Here is a 17262-nt window from a genome sequence, read left to right as displayed (position 1 = left end):
GAGACCGTGTTCATGCCCGAGTTCCCGCAGCAGTCCACGCCCGAGCCCCCGGCCGGCGCGTCCCCGATGTTCGCCTTCCCCACCCTCTGCACCCCGCGCGGCCCGGTGCCCGAGGACGCCCCGCGCTGGAATCCGCAGCGCTCCAGCTCGATGCCCTCCCACCGCTACCGCTCCGCCTTCGACCGGGTGGACATCCCGCTGACCGCCCGGAGCTGGCCGCAGGCCCGTACCGAACAGGCCCCGCTCTGGGTGCCGGTCGACCTGCGCGACGGCAACCAGGCCCTCGCCGAACCGATGGACACCCCGCGCAAGCGCCGGATGTTCGATCTGCTGGTGGCGATGGGCTACAAGGAGATCGAGGTCGGCTACCCGTCCGCGAGCCGCACCGACTTCGACTTCGTCCGCCATCTGGCGACGGGCGGGGCCGTACCGGACGACGTGACCCCGGTGGTGTTCACCCCGGCCAAGGCCGATCTGATCGAGCGGACCTTCGCCTCCGTGGAGGGCCTGGACCGGGCCGTCGTCCACCTCTACATCCCGACCGCCCCGGTCTGGCGCGATGTCGTCCTCGGGCGCGGCCGGGCGGAGCTGCACTCCATGGTGCTGGACGCGGCCCGGCTGATGGACCGGCTGGCGGCGGCGCGGCCCGGGGCGGACCTCCGCTTCGAGTTCTCGCCGGAGGTCTTCGTCCTGACCGAGCCGGACTACATCCTGGAGCTGTGCGACAGCCTCACCCGGCTGTGGGACGCCTCTCCGGACCGGCCGGTCATCCACAACCTGCCCGCCACGGTGGAGATCGCGACGCCGAACGTCTACGCGGACCAGATCGAGTACATGCACCGCCATCTGGACCGCCGCGACTCGGTGATCCTCTCCGTGCACCCGCACAACGACCGGGGCACCGGGGTGGCCTGCGCGGAACTGGCCGTGCTGGCGGGCGCGCAGCGGGTGGAGGGCTGCCTGTTCGGCAACGGGGAGCGCACCGGCAACGTGGACCTGGTCACGCTGGCCCTCAACCTCCACGCGCAGGGCGTGGACCCGATGGTCGACTTCTCGGACATCGACGAGATCCGCCGCACCGTCGAGCACTGCAACCGGCTGGCGGTGCCGCCGCGCCATCCGTACGGCGGCGATCTGGTCCACACCGCGTTCTCCGGCACCCACCAGGACGCGATCAGCAAGGGCTTCGCCCACCGGGAGCGGACCGGCCAGGAGCGGTGGGAGGTGCCGTACCTGCCGATCGACCCGGCGGACGTGGGGCGTACGTACGAGGCGGTCATCCGGGTCAACAGCCAGTCCGGCAAGGGCGGCATCGCCCATCTGCTGCGCGCCGGGCACGGGGTGGACCTGCCCGAGCGGATGCGCGCGGACTTCTCTCGCACGGTGCAGCGGGCGACGGACGACAGCGGCCGGGAGGCGAGCGCCCAGGACCTGTGGGAGCTGTTCGAGGCCACGTATCTGGCGCCGGGCGGGGACGAGCGGGTCACGCTGACCTCGTGGTCGGCGGAGACGACCGGGTCCGGTGAGTGCCGGTTCGTCTGCTCGCTGCGGGTGGACGGACGCGAGGGCGACTACGAGGGGACGGGCGGCGGCCCGGTCTCGGCGTTCACCCACGCCCTGGAGGCGGCGGGGGTGCCGGTCGCGGTCCTCGACTTCTCGGAGCACGGCGCGGAGGGCGGCTCGGCCCCGGGGACGGTCACGGCGTACGCGGAGTGCCGCTCGGGCGGCACGGTGCGCTGGGGCGCGGGACGGGCCGACTCGGCGGTGGCGGCCTCGGTGGCCGCGGTCCTCTCGGCGGTGAACCGGATGGACGTCCCGGTCCCGGCCCTCGACTGAGCGACGGGGGAAGGGGGGTGACGCACCCCGGCCGGGGGAAGGGCGGTTCCCCCGGCCGGGGCGGAAGGGGGGCGCACCCCGGCCGGGGCGGTGGGGGGTGGGGGGCCGGCCGGGATGCGCGGGGAGGGATGGCTTCGGGTGAGAGCCCGGCTGCGGGCGCTCTTCGCGGGCGTTACCGGTAGGCGCCGAGCGCCTTGGTGAAGGCCAGCGGCTCCTGGGCGATCGAACTGCACGAGGCGTCCGCGGTCGGCTTCGGGCCGCCGGGGCACGCCTTGTCCCGGGTGCCGGACCACATGGCGAGCCACGCGAGGCCCTTCTCCCGGGCGAAGGCGGCCAGTTGGGTGGCGTCCTCGACCGTGAAGACCTCGGTGGCGACGTCGTTCACCCCGATCATCGGGGTGACGGCGACGGTCTTCCACGCCTCCGCGTCGGAGAGGCCGAGCACGCCCTTGATCTGGGCCTGGGTGGCGGTCGCGGCCTGGACGGCGTACGTGCCCATGTCGCCGCTGTACGAGGCGCCGTAGTCCATCGCCATCACGTTGACCGCCCCGACGTCGACACCGTTCCTCTTCGCGTCGGCGATCAGGTCGACGCCGGGCTGCGTCAGCCCCTCGGGCATCACCGGCAGGGTGAAGGAGACGTCCAGACCGGGGTGGGACTTCTGGAGCTGGGCGATCGCCTGGGCGCGGCGGGTGTTGGCGGCGGTGTCGGGGAGCGCCCCGCCCTCGATGTCGAAGTCGACCTTGGTGAGCTCGTAGGTGTCGACGACCGTGCCGTACGCGGCGGCCAGGTCGGCGGCCGAGGAGCAGCGCAGGGCCAGTTCGGAGCCGGCGGCGCCGCCGAAGGAGACCCGGACGTCCCCGCCGGCCGCGCGCAGCGCGCCGATCTGGGAGGCGACGTGGTCGTCACCGAGTCCGGTGACCCCGCCCCAGAGCGGGGCGCAGCCCCCGCCGGAGGTGATGAAGGCCAGGGTGAACTGCTTCACCCCCGTGCTGGCCGCGGTGTCGAGCAGGTCGTACGCGGGGTAGAGCGAGGTGTCCACGTACGGGGCGAAGCGCGCGGTGCCCGCCGTGCCGCCGCCCTCGGTCTTCGTGGGGGTGGGGGTGGGAGTCGGGGTGGGGCTCGCGGTGGGCTTCCCGGTCGGGGTGGCGGTGGGGGTCGCGGAGGCCGTCGGGGTGGGGGTGGCGGTCTCGCTGGGACGGCCGCTGGGTTCGGGGGTGGCACCGGTGTCGACGGAGCAGGCGGCGCCGTCGATCAGGCAGCCGGTGGGGTCGGCGGCCGTGGTGTCGGAGGTGGTGACGAAGCCGATGGTCACGGACCTGCCCGGCGCCAGCCCCGTGTCCCAGCTCGCGGGCCTCACCGTGACGTGCTGACCGCTGACGGTGTGTTCGCCGTTCCACAGCGAGCTGATCCGGGTGCCGGCCGGCAGGTCGAACTCCAGGGTCCAGTCGGAGCGGGCGCTGTCCGTGTCGTTGGTGACGACGTACTGCCCGGTGTATCCGCCGGTCCAGCCGCTGGTCCGGGTGTACGCGGCACCGACGGCGGCGGCCTGGGCCGTGCCGGTGAGGGCGAAGACGGTGCCGCCGATCACGGCCGCGGCGACGACCGCGCCGATCGCCTTCGTCCGGGTGCGCACGGTGCGCCGGTGCGTACGGGTGCCCATCGCGTTCCTGCCTCGTCATACGGAAGTGGGGGATCCGGAAGCACGCTAGCGGCCCCGATTCCGGCAAAGCGCGCCATCCGGGCGGCTGTTGGCGTTCTTAGGCCGGGCTTAAGGAACACATCGGCACGGGTTAAGAACCGGGCGCGCAGGGCGGCCGGCGGACCACGCGGCCGGCCGGACGGGCCTGTGCCGCGCTCCTGGGCCCCGGTCGGATACGGGCACGCGGAAAGGCGACCGGGCGCCGGTCAGAGGGGGCGGCACGGAGAAGCGGCCGGGCCCCGGTCGGAGACCAGCGCGCGGAAAGGCGACCGGGCACCGGTCAGAGGCGGGGGCCCGCGCCGGAGCGCGGGCGGGGGCGTCGGCGCAGCACCCCGCGCCGCTGCCGTCCCACCCGGTGGCCGCTCCCCCGCCCCTGCGGCCCCTGCGGGCCGAGCCCGATCCAGACCCGGACCTCCGCACCGCCCAGCACCGAGCGCCCGATCCGCACATCGCCGCCGGTGGACTCGGCGACCCGGCGCACGATGTCCAGACCGAGTCCGGTGGAGCCGACCGCGCCCCGCGCTCCCCCGCCGCTGCTGCCGCGCGCCAGCGCCGCCTTCGGGTCCGCGATGCCGCCGCCGGCGTCCGAGACGAGCACGAGCACCGCGTCCCCGCTGTGGTGGACGTCGACGGCGAAGGCGGTGCCCTCGGGGGTGTGCCGGAAGACGTTGCCGAGCAGGGCGTCGAGCGCGGCCGCCAGTTCGGGGCGGGCCACCGGGATGCGTACCGTCCGGTCCACCCCCGCGAGCCGCACCTCCCGGCCCTCGTCCTCGGCCAGCGCCGACCAGAAGGCCATCCGTTCGCGGATCACCTCGGAGGCGTCGCAGCCCGCTCCCGGGCCGCCGGACTGCCCCTGGGTGTGCGGGCGTTGCTCGCGGGCGGTCCGGATGATGGTGTCGACCTCCCGCTCCAGCTGCTCGACGGCGGCCCGGGTCTGCTCGGCCGCCGGGCCCTCGCCGAGCGAGGCGGCGTTGAGGCGCAGCACGGTGAGCGGGGTGCGGAGCCGGTGCGAGAGGTCTGCGGCCAGTTCCCGCTCGTTGGCCAGGAGCTGGACGACCTGGTCGGCCATGGAGTTGAACGCGGTCGCGGCGGACCGCAGTTCGGTGGGCCCCTCCTCGGGGACCCGGGTGCCGAGCCGCCCCTCCCCCAGGTCCTGGGCGGCGTCCGCCAGCCGCCGGGCCGGTTCCACCATGCGCACCCCGAGCCGGTCGGCCACCGCGACCGAGCCGACGATCAGCGCGATGCCGACGGCCGCGAGCATCAGCCAGGCCGTGGTGACGCCGTGGGAGACCTCGCCGTCCGGGACGAAGACCTCGACGACGACCGTGCCGCGCGAGCCCAGCGAGGTCGGCTGGAGCAGCGCGGAGCCGTCGGTGACCTCGGTGATGGCGGCGCGCCCCGACTTCCGTACGGTCTCCAGGTCTTCGCGGGTCGCGCGGCGGGTGCCGATCTCCACGGCGGTGCTCCCGGCCTCGCCGGAGGCGGGGACGTGGACGGCCATCCGGCCCTCGGCGCCCGGCTCGGTGGTGAGGACGGCCTTCTCCAGCTTGTCGCGGTCGGTGGTGATGGAGAGCGTGGGGGCGATCGTGGCGGCCTGCCGTTCGGCGTCGGAGAAGGCCCGGTCGCGAGCCATCTCCTTGACGACCAGGCCGAGCGGGACGGCGAAGGCCACCACGACCATCGCGGTGACGGCCAGGCAGACCTTGACCAGGGCCCATCTCATGCGGACGGCTCCGGAGCGGCGGGCGGCTGGAGCTTCACGCCGACGCCGCGCAGGGTGTGCAGATAGCGGGGCCGGGCCGCCGTCTCGCCCAGCTTCCGGCGCAGCCAGGAGAGGTGGACGTCGATGGTCTGGTCGTCCCCGTAGGACTGCTGCCAGACCTCGGCGAGCAGTTCCTTGCGGGCGACGACGACACCGGGCCGGCCCGCCAGGAAGGCGAGCAGGTCGAACTCGCGCCGGGTCAGGTCGAGGGCGGTGCCGTCGAGTTCGGCGCTGCGGCGCAGCGGGTCGATGGAGAGCCCGCCGACCTGGATGAGGCGGGGCGGCGGGGTCCGTCCGCCGGTGCCCCGGGAGCGGCGCAGCACGGCGGCCATCCGCGCGGACAGGTGCTCCACGGAGAACGGCTTGGTCAGATAGTCGTCGGCGCCGTCGTTGAGCAGCCGGACGATCTCGCTCTCGTCGTCGCGGGCGGTCGCGATGATGACCGGGACGTCCGTGATGCCGCGCAGCATCTTCAGCGCCTCGGCGCCGTCGAGGTCGGGCAGTCCGAGGTCGAGGATGACCACGTCGAACCGGAAGTGGGCGACCTCGCGCAGCGCTTCGAGCGCGGTGCCCACGCTGCGCACGGTGTGCCCGGCCTCCGTCAGGTGCCGGATGAGGGCGGAACGTACGAACTGGTCGTCCTCGACCACGAGCACACTGGGCATGGGCGGCACCGTACGCCATTCGGGTCCGTTCCGGAGACGGTCCGGCCGGGGAGGGGGCGGGGGCGGGCGAGGGGGACACCGCCGGGACGCGTGGTGCAGGATGTGCCCCGATGCAACGAGGACTGGTACACACGCTCGCGTGGTCGCTCGCCACCGGCGCCGCGGTCACGCTGTCGTGGTGGGGCGTGCACTCCGTCATGGCGGGGACGGCGTACGACCCGCCGCGCGCGGTGCCGATCACGACGGACGACCGGGACGCCGCGACCACGACGGCCTCCTCCACACACCGTCCGCGTCCGACCCCTTCGCCCGCGCGCACCTCCCCCGCGGCCACGCCGACGCCGTCGGCGGCCCCGTCCCGGGCGCCCTCGCACACCCCGGCCGGCTCCCCGAAGCCGGCGCCCACCTCCTCGGGAACGGCGCGCAGTTACGCCACGGACGGCGGCCGGATCGTCTTCGAGTTCCGCGCGGACTCGGCGAAGCTGGTCTCCGCCACCCCGGAGCAGGGCTGGTCGGTGCAGGTGTGGACCAACACCACCTGGATCCGGGTGAACTTCGCCAAGGTCGACGGGACGACGGTGTCGGTGTACTGCACCTGGCACGACCATCCGCCGCAGGTCGACGTGGTGGCCTCCTGACCGTGCGGCGCGGTCCGCTCAGTCGAAGGCGCCGGGGGGCGGGGCGGGCGACGCCTTGGCCGCGGCGTCGTGCACCGGGCCCGCTCCGCCGGTGAAGTCGACCAGCTCCCGGCCGTGGAGCACGCGCCCCGGATGCGGATCGGTCGCCACCCTGCGGGTCAGCTCGGCGGTCCTCGGCGCGGTGTCCGAGGCCAGCAGGACGGCGTTGCCGAAGCGGCGGCCGCGCAGGACCGCCGGGTCGGCGGCGAGGGCCAGTTCGGGGAAGAGGGCGGCGGCGGTGGCGATCTGGCCGCGCAGATGGGCGAGCGGCGGGCCGTCGGCGAGGTTGGCCGCGTAACTCCCGCCGGGCTTCAGGACGCGGCGGACCTCGGTGAGGAATTCCGTGCTGGTGAGGTGGGCGGGGGTGCGGGCGCCGCTGAAGACGTCGGCGATGACGAGATCGGCCCAGCCGTCCTGGATCCTCCCGAGCCCGGCGCGGGCGTCGGTGGCGCGGACCCGGATCCTGGCCTGCGGGTCCAGCGGCAGTTCCCGGCGGACCAGGGCGACGAGCGCCTCGTCCACCTCGATGACCTGCTGGGTGGAGCGGGGCCGGGTGGCGGCGATGTAGCGGGCCAGGGTGAAGGCCCCGCCGCCCAGGTGCACCACGTGCAGCGGCTGTCCGGCGGGGGCCGCCAGATCCGCGACGTGGCCGATCCGGCGCTGGTAGGCGAACGAGAGGTACGCCGGGTCGTCGAGGTCCACATGGGACTGCGGGGCGCCGTCGATCGTCAGCGTCCGGGCCCGGGGGCGCTCCCGGTCGGGCACGAGGGCCGCGAGCCCGCCGCCGACCGGTTCGGTGACGGTGTCGGCGGCGCCGGAGCCGCGCGCCGCCCGGCCGGTCCCCCGGTCCGCCCGCCGCGTGCGGTCGCCCGTACCGCCGGACGCTCCTCTGCGTGCCACTGTCCCTCGTCCCTGCCCCGTGCCGTCCTCCCATTATGGACGGCGCCCGGGGGACGGGCGCTCAGCGGCAGTTGTCGGCCGCCTCGATGAGCCGGGCGGCCTGGTCGAGCGCGGCCCTGAGCACGGCCGGATCGGTGACGGGGGTGTCCTCGGCGGGCGGCAGCAGCCAGCCGCTCCCGGCGGCCGGGGGTTCGGCGGGGAGGCGCAGCCCCCGGCCGTCGGTCCGGGTGCAGGCGCTGCCCGGCACGTCCCAGCCCTGGGCGGTGCCGGGCGGCACCAGGAAGCCGACCGTGGCGCAGGCGCCGTCGTGGATGACCGGGCCGACGGCCTCCTGGTCCGCGCCGCGGCGCAGGATGTCGACCGCCTCCAGGCCCTGCCGGGCGGGGACCGTGACCAGATCGCAGGGTTCGGGCACCGGGGGCGCGTCCCCGGCGGCGGGCACCTCCGTGCCACGCGTCGCGGTCGCGGCCGTCGTCGCGGTCGTCCGCGCGCCGGCCGCCGTGCCGGGATGCAACAAGGGACCTCTCCTCTCATCGCCGGACGGAGCCGGACTCCGCCACCGCATGGACCAACGCGCGGAGCGCGTCAAGGGCTACGGTGCAGCACCGCCGCAAAGGGTGGCAGTTCATGGCGGATCATGGGCGAGATACCCGGTTTGCGGCGAAAGGCCAGGGTGTGTGCCGCGTCGCGGCCGGTACGTTCTTGCTCCGCCGGGACACCCGGCAACAGGCTTCCGGCTCGCACCAGAGAGGGCCCCGCCATGGCGTCGACAGGGGCAGTTCCCAACCTCGCCTTCCGGCGACTGCGCGGACAGCGGTCCGCCGGGGAGTTCGCTGCCGCGGTACGCAGGTCCGCCCGCGAGATCGGCGAGCAGGTCGCGTGCGACGCCCGTTACATCGGGCGCGTGGAGTCCGGCGAGATCCGCTGTCCCAACTACGCGTACGAACGCGTCTTCCTCCACATGTTCCCCGGGGCGAGCCTCGCGGACCTCGGCTTCTCCCCGCGTGAATCGGTACGCGGCAGAGCGGCCAGGCCCGCGGCGGAATCCCCGCCGTCCCCGACTTCCCCGCTGCTCGTGCTCGGCAGCGACACCGACGAGGAGAGCGACGTGCTGCGTCGCGCATTCATGACGGGCGGCACCACGGTGGCCGCCTCCCTGGGCCTGGGCCTCGGCGGCCCCGCCGTCTCCCTGCCCCTGCAACGCCGGGTCGGCGACGCGGAGGTGAACGCCGTCGAGAAGGCGGTGCGCCAGATCCGGCTGCTCGACGACCGGCACGGCGGCGACGGCCTCTACCGGCGGGCCTCGCAGCCCCTGCGGACGGCGTACGCCCTGCTCGACTCCGGCACCGCCGCCCGCCGCTCCACCGCGGACCGGCTGCACGCCGGCGCCGGCGAGCTGGCGATCTCCGTGGGCTGGCTGGCGCATGACTCGGGCCGGTTCGCGGACGCCCGCTCGCACTACGCGGAGGCGCTGGCCACCGCGCGGGTGGCCGGGGACGCGGCGCTGGAGGCGCACGCCTTCTGCAACACCTCCTTCCTGGCCCGCGACACCGGCCGGCCGCGCGAGGCCGTCCGCGCGGCCGAGGCCGGACAGCGCGCCGCCCGGCCGCTGGGCTCGCCCCGGCTGGAGGCGCTGCTCGCGCTGCGCGAGGCGGGGGGCCGGGCCGGGCTCGGGGACCGTACCGGCTGCGAACGGGCGCTCGGCCGGGCGCACACCGCGTTCGCCAAGGGACCGGCGGCCTCGGACCCGGAGTGGATGACGTTCTTCCGCGAGGCGGAGCTGGAGATGCTGGAGGCGCAGTGCTGGTCGGCGCTGGGCGAGTGGGCGCGGGCCGCCCGGCACGCGCGCCGGGCCACCCGGCTCCAGGACCCGCACTTCACCCGGAACCTGGCCCTCTACCGGACGGAGCTGACCATGGACCTGGCCCGCGCCGGTCTCACCGAGGAGGCCGCCGCGACCGGGCACCGGGTGCTGGACCTGCTCGACCAGGTCCAGTCCTCCCGGATCCGCACGATGCTGGCGAACGCGGCGTCGGTGCTGCGGCCCCGGGTCCGCGGCTCGGTGGACGTCAAGGACTTCCTGGACCGCCACGCGACGGCACGGGCCTACGCGTAACGCCCGCGGGCGTCACCGCTCCAGGTGACCGGTGTCGTTCCAGCGCTCGATCGCCGGGGCGCCGTACGCCCAGCCCAGGACGGAGAGCGAGGTCGGGTCCAGCCGGATACGGGCCGCGAAGGAGGCGTCCTCGCCCAGCCAGCGCGCACCCAGCACCCGCAGGATGTGGCCGTGGCCGAAGACCAGGACGTCGCGGTCGGCCGAACGCGCCCACTCCACGACCTCGTCGGCACGGCCCGAGACCTCGGCCAGGGTCTCCCCGTCCGGCACCCCGTCGCGCCAGATGAACCAGTCCGGCCGGATCGCCTTGATCTCGGCCGGCGTCATCCCCTCGTACGCGCCGTAGTCCCATTCCAGCAGCGCGTCCCACGGTTCGGCCCGCCCGCCGAACCCCGCGATGGCGCACGTCTCCGAGGCCCGGACGAGCGGGCTGGTGCGGACCTCCAGGCCGGGCAGGTCCGCCCACGGTCCGCTGTGAAGTCGCTCACCGAGCAGCTTGGCCCCCTCACGCCCCGAGTCGAGCAGCGGAATGTCCGTCCTGCCGGTGTGATTGCCGCGGACGGACCATTCCGTCCGGCCGTGCCGGGCCAGCAGGATGCGCGGTGCCATGTGACGGTTCTCCCTGGAAAACTGAGACCTGAGGTGCGGATGTCTGAGATCTTGGACGTCGACGGGGACGCGTCCGTCCGGGAGGGAACGGGCGGAGCGGGGGAACGGAACGTCCGGATTTCCCATCATCGCGCACCCGTGCGCGGGGCAACCCGCGGGGCCGCCGCGGCGTCCCTGTGACCACAGACAGAATGAGCAGCTGACGGGTGCCCACCGCACCCCCGGGGGATTCACGGCCGACGCGCACCGTACGGTTGAACGCCCGTCGTCGGCCGCATGAACACATGATGGAGAGCTTCCGGATGCCGCTTGCCACCACCGCGCCCGAGCAGCGCCCCAGGCCCCGCTGGTGGACCGAGCTTCCGCTCCTGGCCCTGGTGTACGCGTGCTATTCCGGCGGCCGGCTCCTGGTCCGCGGCGACGTGTCCACGGCCGTCGACCACGGGCTGCGGATCCTGGACCTGGAGAAGGCCCTCCACCTCAACGCCGAGCATCCGCTCAACCGGCTGTTCACCGCCCACGCCTCCATAGGCATACCGGCCGACTTCGCCTACGCCTCCCTGCACTACGTGGTCACCCCGGCCGTGCTCGTCTGGCTCTTCCGGCGCCACTCCGCCGTCTACCGCCGGGCCCGCACCTGGCTCATGACCTCCACGATGCTCGGCCTCATCGGCTTCACGCTGATGCCGACCTGCCCGCCGCGGCTGCTGGACGCCACGCACGGCTTCGTCGACACGATGGCCCAGTACAGCGCGTACGGCTGGTGGGGCACCGAGGCCAGCGCCCCGCGCGGCATGGGCGGCATGACCAACCAGTACGCGGCGATGCCGAGTCTGCACGTGGGCTGGGCGCTGTGGTGCGGCATCCTGCTGTGGCGCCACGCCAAACACCCGCTGCTGCGCGCCGCCGGGATCGCCTACCCGGTGATCACCGTCGTCGTCGTGATGGGCACCGCCAACCACTACTTCCTCGACGCCGTGGCCGGTGCGGCCGTGATGGGGGCCGGCGCGCTGCTGGCCCGGCCCGTGATGCGCCTGGCCGACCGGGTCAAGGCGGCGCTGGGACCTCGATTCGCCCGCCTCTCCGCCCCGGCGGGCACCCCGGATGTCAGTGCCGGATGCAAGACTTCCGCGGGTGAGCGAATTCCCGGCCAGCGGACCTCCTCCGCAGACCCCGCCGACACCGCAGCAACCGGCCCGGCTGCCCCGGCCGACGTCACCGCCGGAGCCGGACGCGCCACCGGCGGCGACCCTGCGGCGGCGGCTCGCTGAGCTGAGGGGGCCGGCGGTCGCGCCGCGTCCGCTGGACGCCCGCGCGCTGGCCGCCCTGGCCGCCAACCCCGGCTGCCGGCGACGCGCCCTGCTGGACGGGGCGGGCGTCGACAAGGGCGCCCTCGCCACCGCCCTCGGCTCCCCGGCCCCCTTCGGCCAGTCCCAGTTCGCCTTCATGCGGGGCAACGCCTTCGAGGCCCGCGTGAAGGCCGACGGCGGTACGGAGCTGATGCGGCTGCTGCACGACCGCTTCGGGGTGCCCGGCGAGCCGCCCCGGGACGTGGCGGTGCCCGATCTGGCGGCGGCCGGCCCCGAGGGCCGCGCGGCCCGCACCGCGCTGGCGCTGCGCGAGGCGACCGGCTCCGGCGGCTGGACGCTGCTGGACCACCCGATGCTGGCCCTGGAGGTGGCGGGCTCCCCCGCCTATCTGGAGCCGGACGCGGTGGTGGTCCATCCCGACGGCACCTGGACGGTCGTCGAGATCAAGTCCTTCCCCATGATCGACGGCTCGGCAGACGCCGCGAAGGTCGGCGCCGCCGCCCGCCAGTCCGCCGTCTACGTCCTGGCGCTGGAGCGGGTCTCCGACGCGACCGGGGGCGCGCGGGTGGACCACCGGGTGCTGCTGGTCTGCCCCAAGGACTTCTCCAATCTGCCCACCGCCTCCGTGGTCGACGTCCGCAAGCAGCGGGCGGTCACCCGCCGCCAGCTGACCCGGCTCACCCGGATCGAGGAGATCGCCGCCGCCCTCCCCGAGGGCACCACCTTCGACCCCGCGCGCCCGGCCCAGGAGCTGTGCACCGCCGTGGACGCGGTCCAGGCGGCCTATGCCCCGGAGTGCCTGGCCGCCTGCGAGCTGGCCTTCCACTGCCGGTCCCGGGCCCGGGAGGCGGGAGCGGTCGAGGCGCTGGGTCGCGGGGTCCGCGGCGAGCTGGGCGGGCTGACCACGGTCGCCGGGGTGCTGGCCGCCGCCGCGGGCAAGGAGGGCGATCCGGCCGACCCGACGGTCGCCGCGCTGCGCCGGGCGGCGGCGCTGCGCGCCGAGGCGCTGGAGGGCGGTGCGGCATGTCGCTGATCACCACCCTGGCCCGGCTGGAGGCCGTGGAGAGCGGGCGCGCGCAGCCGACGGCCACGGTCCGCCACCGCCATCTGGTGGAGCGTCCGCTGGTGCTGGTGCCGCTGACCACGGCGGGCGAGGCGGGCGCGCCACTGGGCGCGCTGGTGGGCACGGACCGGGACGCGCCCCGGCTGCTGACGGTGGCCCAGCCGCGCGACCGGGATCTGCGCTTCTCCTTCCTGGCCGAGCTGGCCGAGGCGGTCCTGCCGGCCGTCGAGGCGTACGCGGACGCGGTCGAGCCCGTCGAACGGAACGAGACCGATCCCGCCACCGGCAAGCGGACGAAGGTCGAGGCGGAGCTGTGCCTGGACGCGGCGCAGCTGATCGTGCCGAGCCGGGCGGGAATCGAGTTCGTCCGGCTGCTGGGTCGCTCGATGCGGTTCCGGCGCACCGCCGAGGACGATCCGGACACCCCGTATCCGGCGCCCGTCCGGGTGCCGCTGCTGGGCCGCTGGCTGACGCACTACGGGGAGCGGGCCCGGGTGCCGGGCTCCTCGCTGCTGCTGGCCGCCACGGACCTGCTGAACCGGCACTGGGCGAGCGGCCAGTCCTCGCTGGAGGACCAGCATCTGGGCGCCCTGCTGGCCTGGATCGACCCGCCGGCGGGCGAATCGGGGGCCGAGGCCGCGCTCCGGGCCGAGCTGGCCAGGGACGCCGGGGGCCAGTTGCTCTGCCCGCCGGCCGGACCGGCCACCGATCCGGACTTCGACAACCGGCTGCTGGCCCCGGCGATCGAGCGCTTCGACCGGGCGCGCACCGCGCTGGCCTCGGCCGAGGACGGTCTGGCGGCCGATGCCCGGCTGGCCGAGCTGACGGCGGCCGAGCGGGAGATCCGGGGGCTGCTGGCCGGGGTGATGCGGCCGACCTGGGACGCGGTGTGGCACGCCCTGGACCTGCTGCGGGAGCTGCCGGAGGGGGCCGGGGCGGAGGACCGCTGGACGCGTGACCGCTGGTCGTTCACCGGCCACCGCGACCGGGTCCGGGCCGGTGAGCCGCCGCAGCCGCGCCGGGACGACGCGGTGACGGCCGCCCGCAAGCTGGCCGCGCGCGAGACGGCGCAGGCGCAGTTGGAGGCGCAGGAGGCGCTGGACGATCCGCTGGTGCTGGCCGGCCGGCGGCTGGCGGGCGAGGCGTTCCTCGGCGAGGTGGTCGCGGTGGAGAGCGCGTACAGCGAGTCCAAGCGGCCCTCGCCGCGCCCGCTGGTGACCGTGCGCACCGACGAGCGGCCGCAGCTGGGCGAGCGCGTGAAGGTCTACCGCACGCTGGACGGCAAGCCGCAGACGGCGGAGTTCGCGGGGTACGGCCCGGCGGACGGCGAGGACGGCGCGCCCGCGCTGGTGCTGCGGATCCTGGACCGGATGGGCCGGGGCAAGGAGCCCGCGCCGGGGTCCGTCCCCGAGCCCGGTGAGCGCATCGCCTGGACGCTGTTCGAGCACGACCAGCGCGGCGGGCCGCGGCTGCCGGACGCGGAGGAGACGCCGTGGACCCACGGCGGACCGCCGGGCACGGCCGCGACGGCGGCCGAGCATCCCGACCCCGTGACCCCGGAGGACCTGCTGTGACGGCCGTATTCGACCCGGGCGCGGCGGCGGACCTGGCCACCGCCCGGATTCTGGAGGACACGCTGCACGGGAGCGCCCGGGGCATCGTGGTGGACTCCCCGCCGGGCGCCGGCAAGTCGACGCTGGTGGTGCGGGCCGCACGCGAACTGGCCGCGGCCGGGCGCCCGCTGATGGTGGTCGCGCAGACCAACGCCCAGGTCGACGATCTGGTGGTGCGGCTGGCGGAGAAGGACCCGGGGCTACCGGTGGGCCGGCTGCACAGCAACGACTCCGACCCGTACGACCCGGTGCTGGACGGCCTGGACAACGTACGGAAATCGGCGAAGGCGGCGGATCTGGCGGGGCTCGACGTCGTCATCTCGACGGCGGCGAAGTGGGCCCATGTGAAGAACGTGGAGCCGTGGGGGCACGCGATCGTCGACGAGGCGTACCAGATGCGTTCGGACGCGCTGCTGGCCGTGGCCGGGCTCTTCGAGCGTGCGCTGTTCGTCGGTGATCCGGGCCAGCTGGACCCGTTCTCGATCGTGGGCGCGGACCAGTGGGCGGGGCTGAGCTACGACCCCTCGGCCAGTGCGGTGAGCACGCTGCTCGCGCACAATCCGGAGCTGCCGCAGCACCGGCTCCCGGTGTCCTGGCGGCTGCCGGCCTCGGCCGCGCCGCTGGTGTCGGACGCCTTCTACCCGTACACCCCGTTCCGCAGCGGTACGGACCACGGGGACCGACGGCTGTCGTTCGGGGTGGCGTCGGACGGTTCGGCGGCGGACCGGGTGCTGGACGAGGCGGCGGAGTCGGGCTGGGGGCTGCTGGAGCTGCCGGCCCGGCACACCCCGCGCACCGATCCGGAGGCGGTCCGGGCGGTGGCCGGGGTGGTGCGCCGGCTGCTGGACCGGGGCGGGGCCGCGGTCAGCGAGCGCTCCGAGGTGCCGGCGCCGGTGACGGCGGACCGGGTGGCGGTCGGCACGGCCCACCGCGACCAGGCGGCGGCGGTGCGGGCGGCCCTCGCCGAGCTGGGGGTGTCCGGTGTCGCGGTGGACACGGCGAACCGGCTCCAGGGCCGCGAGTTCGATGTGACGGTGGTCCTCCATCCGCTGTCCGGGCGCCCGGACGCCACCGCCTTCCATCTGGAGACCGGCCGGCTGTGCGTGCTGGCCTCCCGGCACCGGCACGCGTGCATCGTGGTCTGCCGGGAGGGCGTCGCGGAGCTGCTGGACGAGCATCCGTCCACGGAGCCGGTGCAACTGGGGGTCACGGTCAAGTTCCCTGACGGCTGGGAGGCGAACCACGCGGTGCTGGCGCATCTGGCGGAACACCGGGTGGTCTGGCGACCGTGACCACCGCACCGGCCCCCGTCCCGTACGGCGCCGAGCGCATCGCCACCCGACTGACGGACGGAGTCCGGCACGCCGCCGGAGGCGGCCAACGGCTACAGCCCCGGACGGCTGGGAGGCGAACCACGCGGTGCCGGCGCATCTGGCGGAACACCGGGTGCGCGCGGGGTGTTGAGTGCGGGGGCCGCGCGACGGCCCGGGGCGCCCTTGCGCCCGCGCGGACAATGGAGGGTGGCCGTCGGGCCCACCGGAGGAGGACGAAGCACATGGCACAACCCGAGCGGAACGAGCAGCAGAGGCTGCGCCCCGCACCGCTGCTCTTCGAGCCGTCGGCCGCGGTGGCCGATCCGGAGCACTTCTTCGACCTGGAGTCGATGGAGGACCCCAAGGAGCTGCTGAGCCGGGCCACCGAGCTGACGCTGGCCTTCCGCGCGGCGACGGACCGGGCCGTGGAGTTCCAGGCGATCGCGGCGGCCCAGCTGGCCGATCCGCGCCGTTTCGACCGGCTGTCGACGGCGGAGATCGCCCGCCGGGCCGAGTGGACCGAGGACTACGCGGTGAAGATGGTGGAGTTCGGCCGCAGCCTGCTGAACGAGAGCCGGCCCTGACAGGGCGGCCGGGGGTGTGCGGGGCGCGGTGTGCGGGGCGGCCGGGTGCGGGGCACGTGCGTGCCGGGGCGGCCGGTCCCGGGGAACGTCCGCGCCACGGCCTTCGGCCTGTGTGACCGGTGGGGCTCCGCGCGCCCAAAGCGCGGCGTGGGGCCGTGGCGATGACTCCGGGTAGTCCCGCCGAGTCGTCTGGCATATGCCAGTCGCGCAAGATACTCCCCCGCACCCCACCCTGTCCCGATTTCCGGCAACTCTCGGAATCCGCGCGATCACTCCGGGTAGACCTGTGCACATGACCGCATGGCTGCCTGACGAAACGACCCTGCATCACGGCGACGGCCCCCGTCCCCCCGCCGGGGGCGGCGGTGACGACATCTTCGCCCTCCTGCGCGAGCAGGCCGGGAACCGGACCGCCCAGGTGACCGCGGCCGGTGCCGCCTGGCTGGCCGGGGCCACCGCGTATCCGCGCAGCACCCTGGCCCAGTGGGAGGCGCACCCCTCGGCGCCGGGCGTCCTGCCGTGCGGTTCCGCCTTCGACGTGGTGAACGTGCCGACGCTGTTCGGGCGGCGGATGCTGGAGCATCTGTGGGCGGACGGTCCGGGCTCGGGTCCGGTCGCCTCGCACCGGGGCCGGATGCTGCTCTTCGCGAGCCCCGGCACGGCCCAGCGGCTGCCCTCGCTGCTCGACTGGGAGGAGTGGGGCAGCGGCCCGTCCGGGCCCTCCGGGCGGACGGTCGGGGGACCGGAGGACGGCGCCCCACGGGTGCCTCCGCTGCTCTGCCACGGGACCGGGGACGCGGTGACGGTTCCGCCCCTGACCTGCACTCCCGCGTACAGCGGCCCCCGCTGGCTGGTCGCCCCCGACACCCGCAGCCCCTGGCTCCCGGGGCCGGACGCCCTGCTCTGGGCCTGTGTCCGGGTGGCCCGCGCGGTGCCCGCTCCGACGCCTCGGATGTCGATTTTTCCTCCCGCCGATCAGGGTGCTAAGGTCTACGACGTCAGCAGGCGCCGCTAGCTCAGTTGGTTAGAGCAGCTGACTCTTAATCAGCGGGTCCGGGGTTCGAGTCCCTGGCGGCGCACCGACGGAAGAAGCCCCTCGCGGAAGCGGGGGG

Annotated in this window: 14 protein-coding genes and 1 tRNA gene; 9 read left to right on the top strand and 6 right to left on the bottom strand. The window is 75.1% G+C overall.

From position 1 onward, the window contains the following. Window positions 1-66 precede the first annotated feature (66 nt). A complete protein-coding gene (locus tag ACWCXC_RS12480; RefSeq protein WP_450888621.1) occupies window positions 67-1836 on the top strand; it encodes a 2-isopropylmalate synthase in 1770 nt (589 codons plus the stop codon). A 172-nt stretch (window positions 1837-2008) separates the two neighbouring features. On the opposite strand, the gene ACWCXC_RS12475 is transcribed toward ACWCXC_RS12480, so the two are convergent. The 3 genes from ACWCXC_RS12475 to ACWCXC_RS12465 all read right to left on the bottom strand — a co-directional run bounded on the left by ACWCXC_RS12475 (window position 2009) and on the right by ACWCXC_RS12465 (window position 5965). Then, window positions 2009-3499 (bottom strand): glycoside hydrolase family 18 protein, encoded by a 1491-nt coding sequence (locus tag ACWCXC_RS12475; RefSeq protein ID WP_450680611.1) that lies wholly within the window; start codon window positions 3497-3499, stop codon window positions 2009-2011. A 319-nt stretch (window positions 3500-3818) separates the two neighbouring features. After that, the gene (locus ACWCXC_RS12470) at window positions 3819-5261 is read right to left on the bottom strand and encodes an ATP-binding protein (RefSeq protein ID WP_450680612.1); all 1443 of its coding nucleotides are present in this window, start codon (window positions 5259-5261) and stop codon (window positions 3819-3821) included. Then, entirely contained in the window at window positions 5258-5965 is a 708-nt protein-coding gene (locus tag ACWCXC_RS12465; protein WP_450680613.1) for a response regulator transcription factor, read from the bottom strand. The genes ACWCXC_RS12470 and ACWCXC_RS12465 overlap by 4 nt, the downstream gene beginning before the upstream one ends. 110 nt (window positions 5966-6075) lie before the next feature. On the opposite strand from ACWCXC_RS12465, the gene ACWCXC_RS12460 reads away from it, so the two are divergent. Next, on the top strand, window positions 6076-6603 hold the full coding sequence (locus ACWCXC_RS12460) for a hypothetical protein (protein ID WP_450680614.1): 528 nt from the start codon (window positions 6076-6078) through the stop codon (window positions 6601-6603). Window positions 6604-6621: 18 nt separating this feature from the next. Here ACWCXC_RS12460 and ACWCXC_RS12455 read toward each other — a convergent pair whose 3' ends face one another. Together ACWCXC_RS12455 and ACWCXC_RS12450 are read right to left on the bottom strand one after the other, a co-directional pair. After that, complete coding sequence (locus ACWCXC_RS12455) at window positions 6622-7542, bottom strand: spermidine synthase (RefSeq protein ID WP_450888494.1); 921 nt, start codon at window positions 7540-7542, stop codon at window positions 6622-6624. A gap of 61 nt (window positions 7543-7603) precedes the next feature. Beyond that, a complete protein-coding gene (locus tag ACWCXC_RS12450) occupies window positions 7604-8059 on the bottom strand; it encodes a hypothetical protein (protein ID WP_450680616.1) in 456 nt (151 codons plus the stop codon). A 243-nt stretch (window positions 8060-8302) separates the two neighbouring features. On the opposite strand from ACWCXC_RS12450, the gene ACWCXC_RS12445 reads away from it, so the two are divergent. Next, window positions 8303-9658 (top strand): tetratricopeptide repeat protein, encoded by a 1356-nt coding sequence (locus ACWCXC_RS12445; protein ID WP_450680617.1) that lies wholly within the window; start codon window positions 8303-8305, stop codon window positions 9656-9658. A gap of 12 nt (window positions 9659-9670) precedes the next feature. Here ACWCXC_RS12445 and ACWCXC_RS12440 read toward each other — a convergent pair whose 3' ends face one another. Beyond that, window positions 9671-10267 carry a histidine phosphatase family protein gene (locus tag ACWCXC_RS12440; RefSeq protein ID WP_450680618.1) on the bottom strand — a complete coding sequence of 199 codons (597 nt, stop codon included), beginning with the start codon at window positions 10265-10267 and terminating at the stop codon, window positions 9671-9673. Between the two features lie 302 nt (window positions 10268-10569). Between ACWCXC_RS12440 and ACWCXC_RS12435 the strand changes: the two genes are divergently transcribed. From ACWCXC_RS12435 to ACWCXC_RS12410, 6 genes are all read left to right on the top strand, one after another. Next, a complete protein-coding gene (locus tag ACWCXC_RS12435; RefSeq protein ID WP_450680619.1) occupies window positions 10570-11538 on the top strand; it encodes a phosphatase PAP2 family protein in 969 nt (322 codons plus the stop codon). 1062 nt (window positions 11539-12600) lie between these two features. Beyond that, the gene (locus ACWCXC_RS12430) at window positions 12601-14214 is read left to right on the top strand and encodes a hypothetical protein (RefSeq protein ID WP_450888491.1); all 1614 of its coding nucleotides are present in this window, start codon (window positions 12601-12603) and stop codon (window positions 14212-14214) included. Then, on the top strand, window positions 14211-15545 hold the full coding sequence (locus ACWCXC_RS12425; RefSeq protein WP_450680621.1) for an AAA family ATPase: 1335 nt from the start codon (window positions 14211-14213) through the stop codon (window positions 15543-15545). Before ACWCXC_RS12430 ends, ACWCXC_RS12425 begins: the two co-directional genes overlap by 4 nt. A 263-nt stretch (window positions 15546-15808) precedes the next feature. Next, on the top strand, window positions 15809-16150 hold the full coding sequence (locus ACWCXC_RS12420; protein WP_450680622.1) for a hypothetical protein: 342 nt from the start codon (window positions 15809-15811) through the stop codon (window positions 16148-16150). 292 nt (window positions 16151-16442) lie between these two features. After that, the gene (locus ACWCXC_RS12415) at window positions 16443-17165 is read left to right on the top strand and encodes a bifunctional DNA primase/polymerase (RefSeq protein ID WP_450680623.1); all 723 of its coding nucleotides are present in this window, start codon (window positions 16443-16445) and stop codon (window positions 17163-17165) included. Further along, window positions 17156-17229 (top strand) — tRNA-Lys (locus ACWCXC_RS12410). The genes ACWCXC_RS12415 and ACWCXC_RS12410 overlap by 10 nt, the downstream gene beginning before the upstream one ends. Window positions 17230-17262 lie beyond the last annotated feature (33 nt).

It is taken from the genome of Streptomyces sp. NPDC001515 (genome assembly GCF_053597115.1).
The sequence above is the reverse complement of the archived record's forward strand: the minus strand, read 5'-3'. Positions and strand labels throughout refer to the sequence as shown.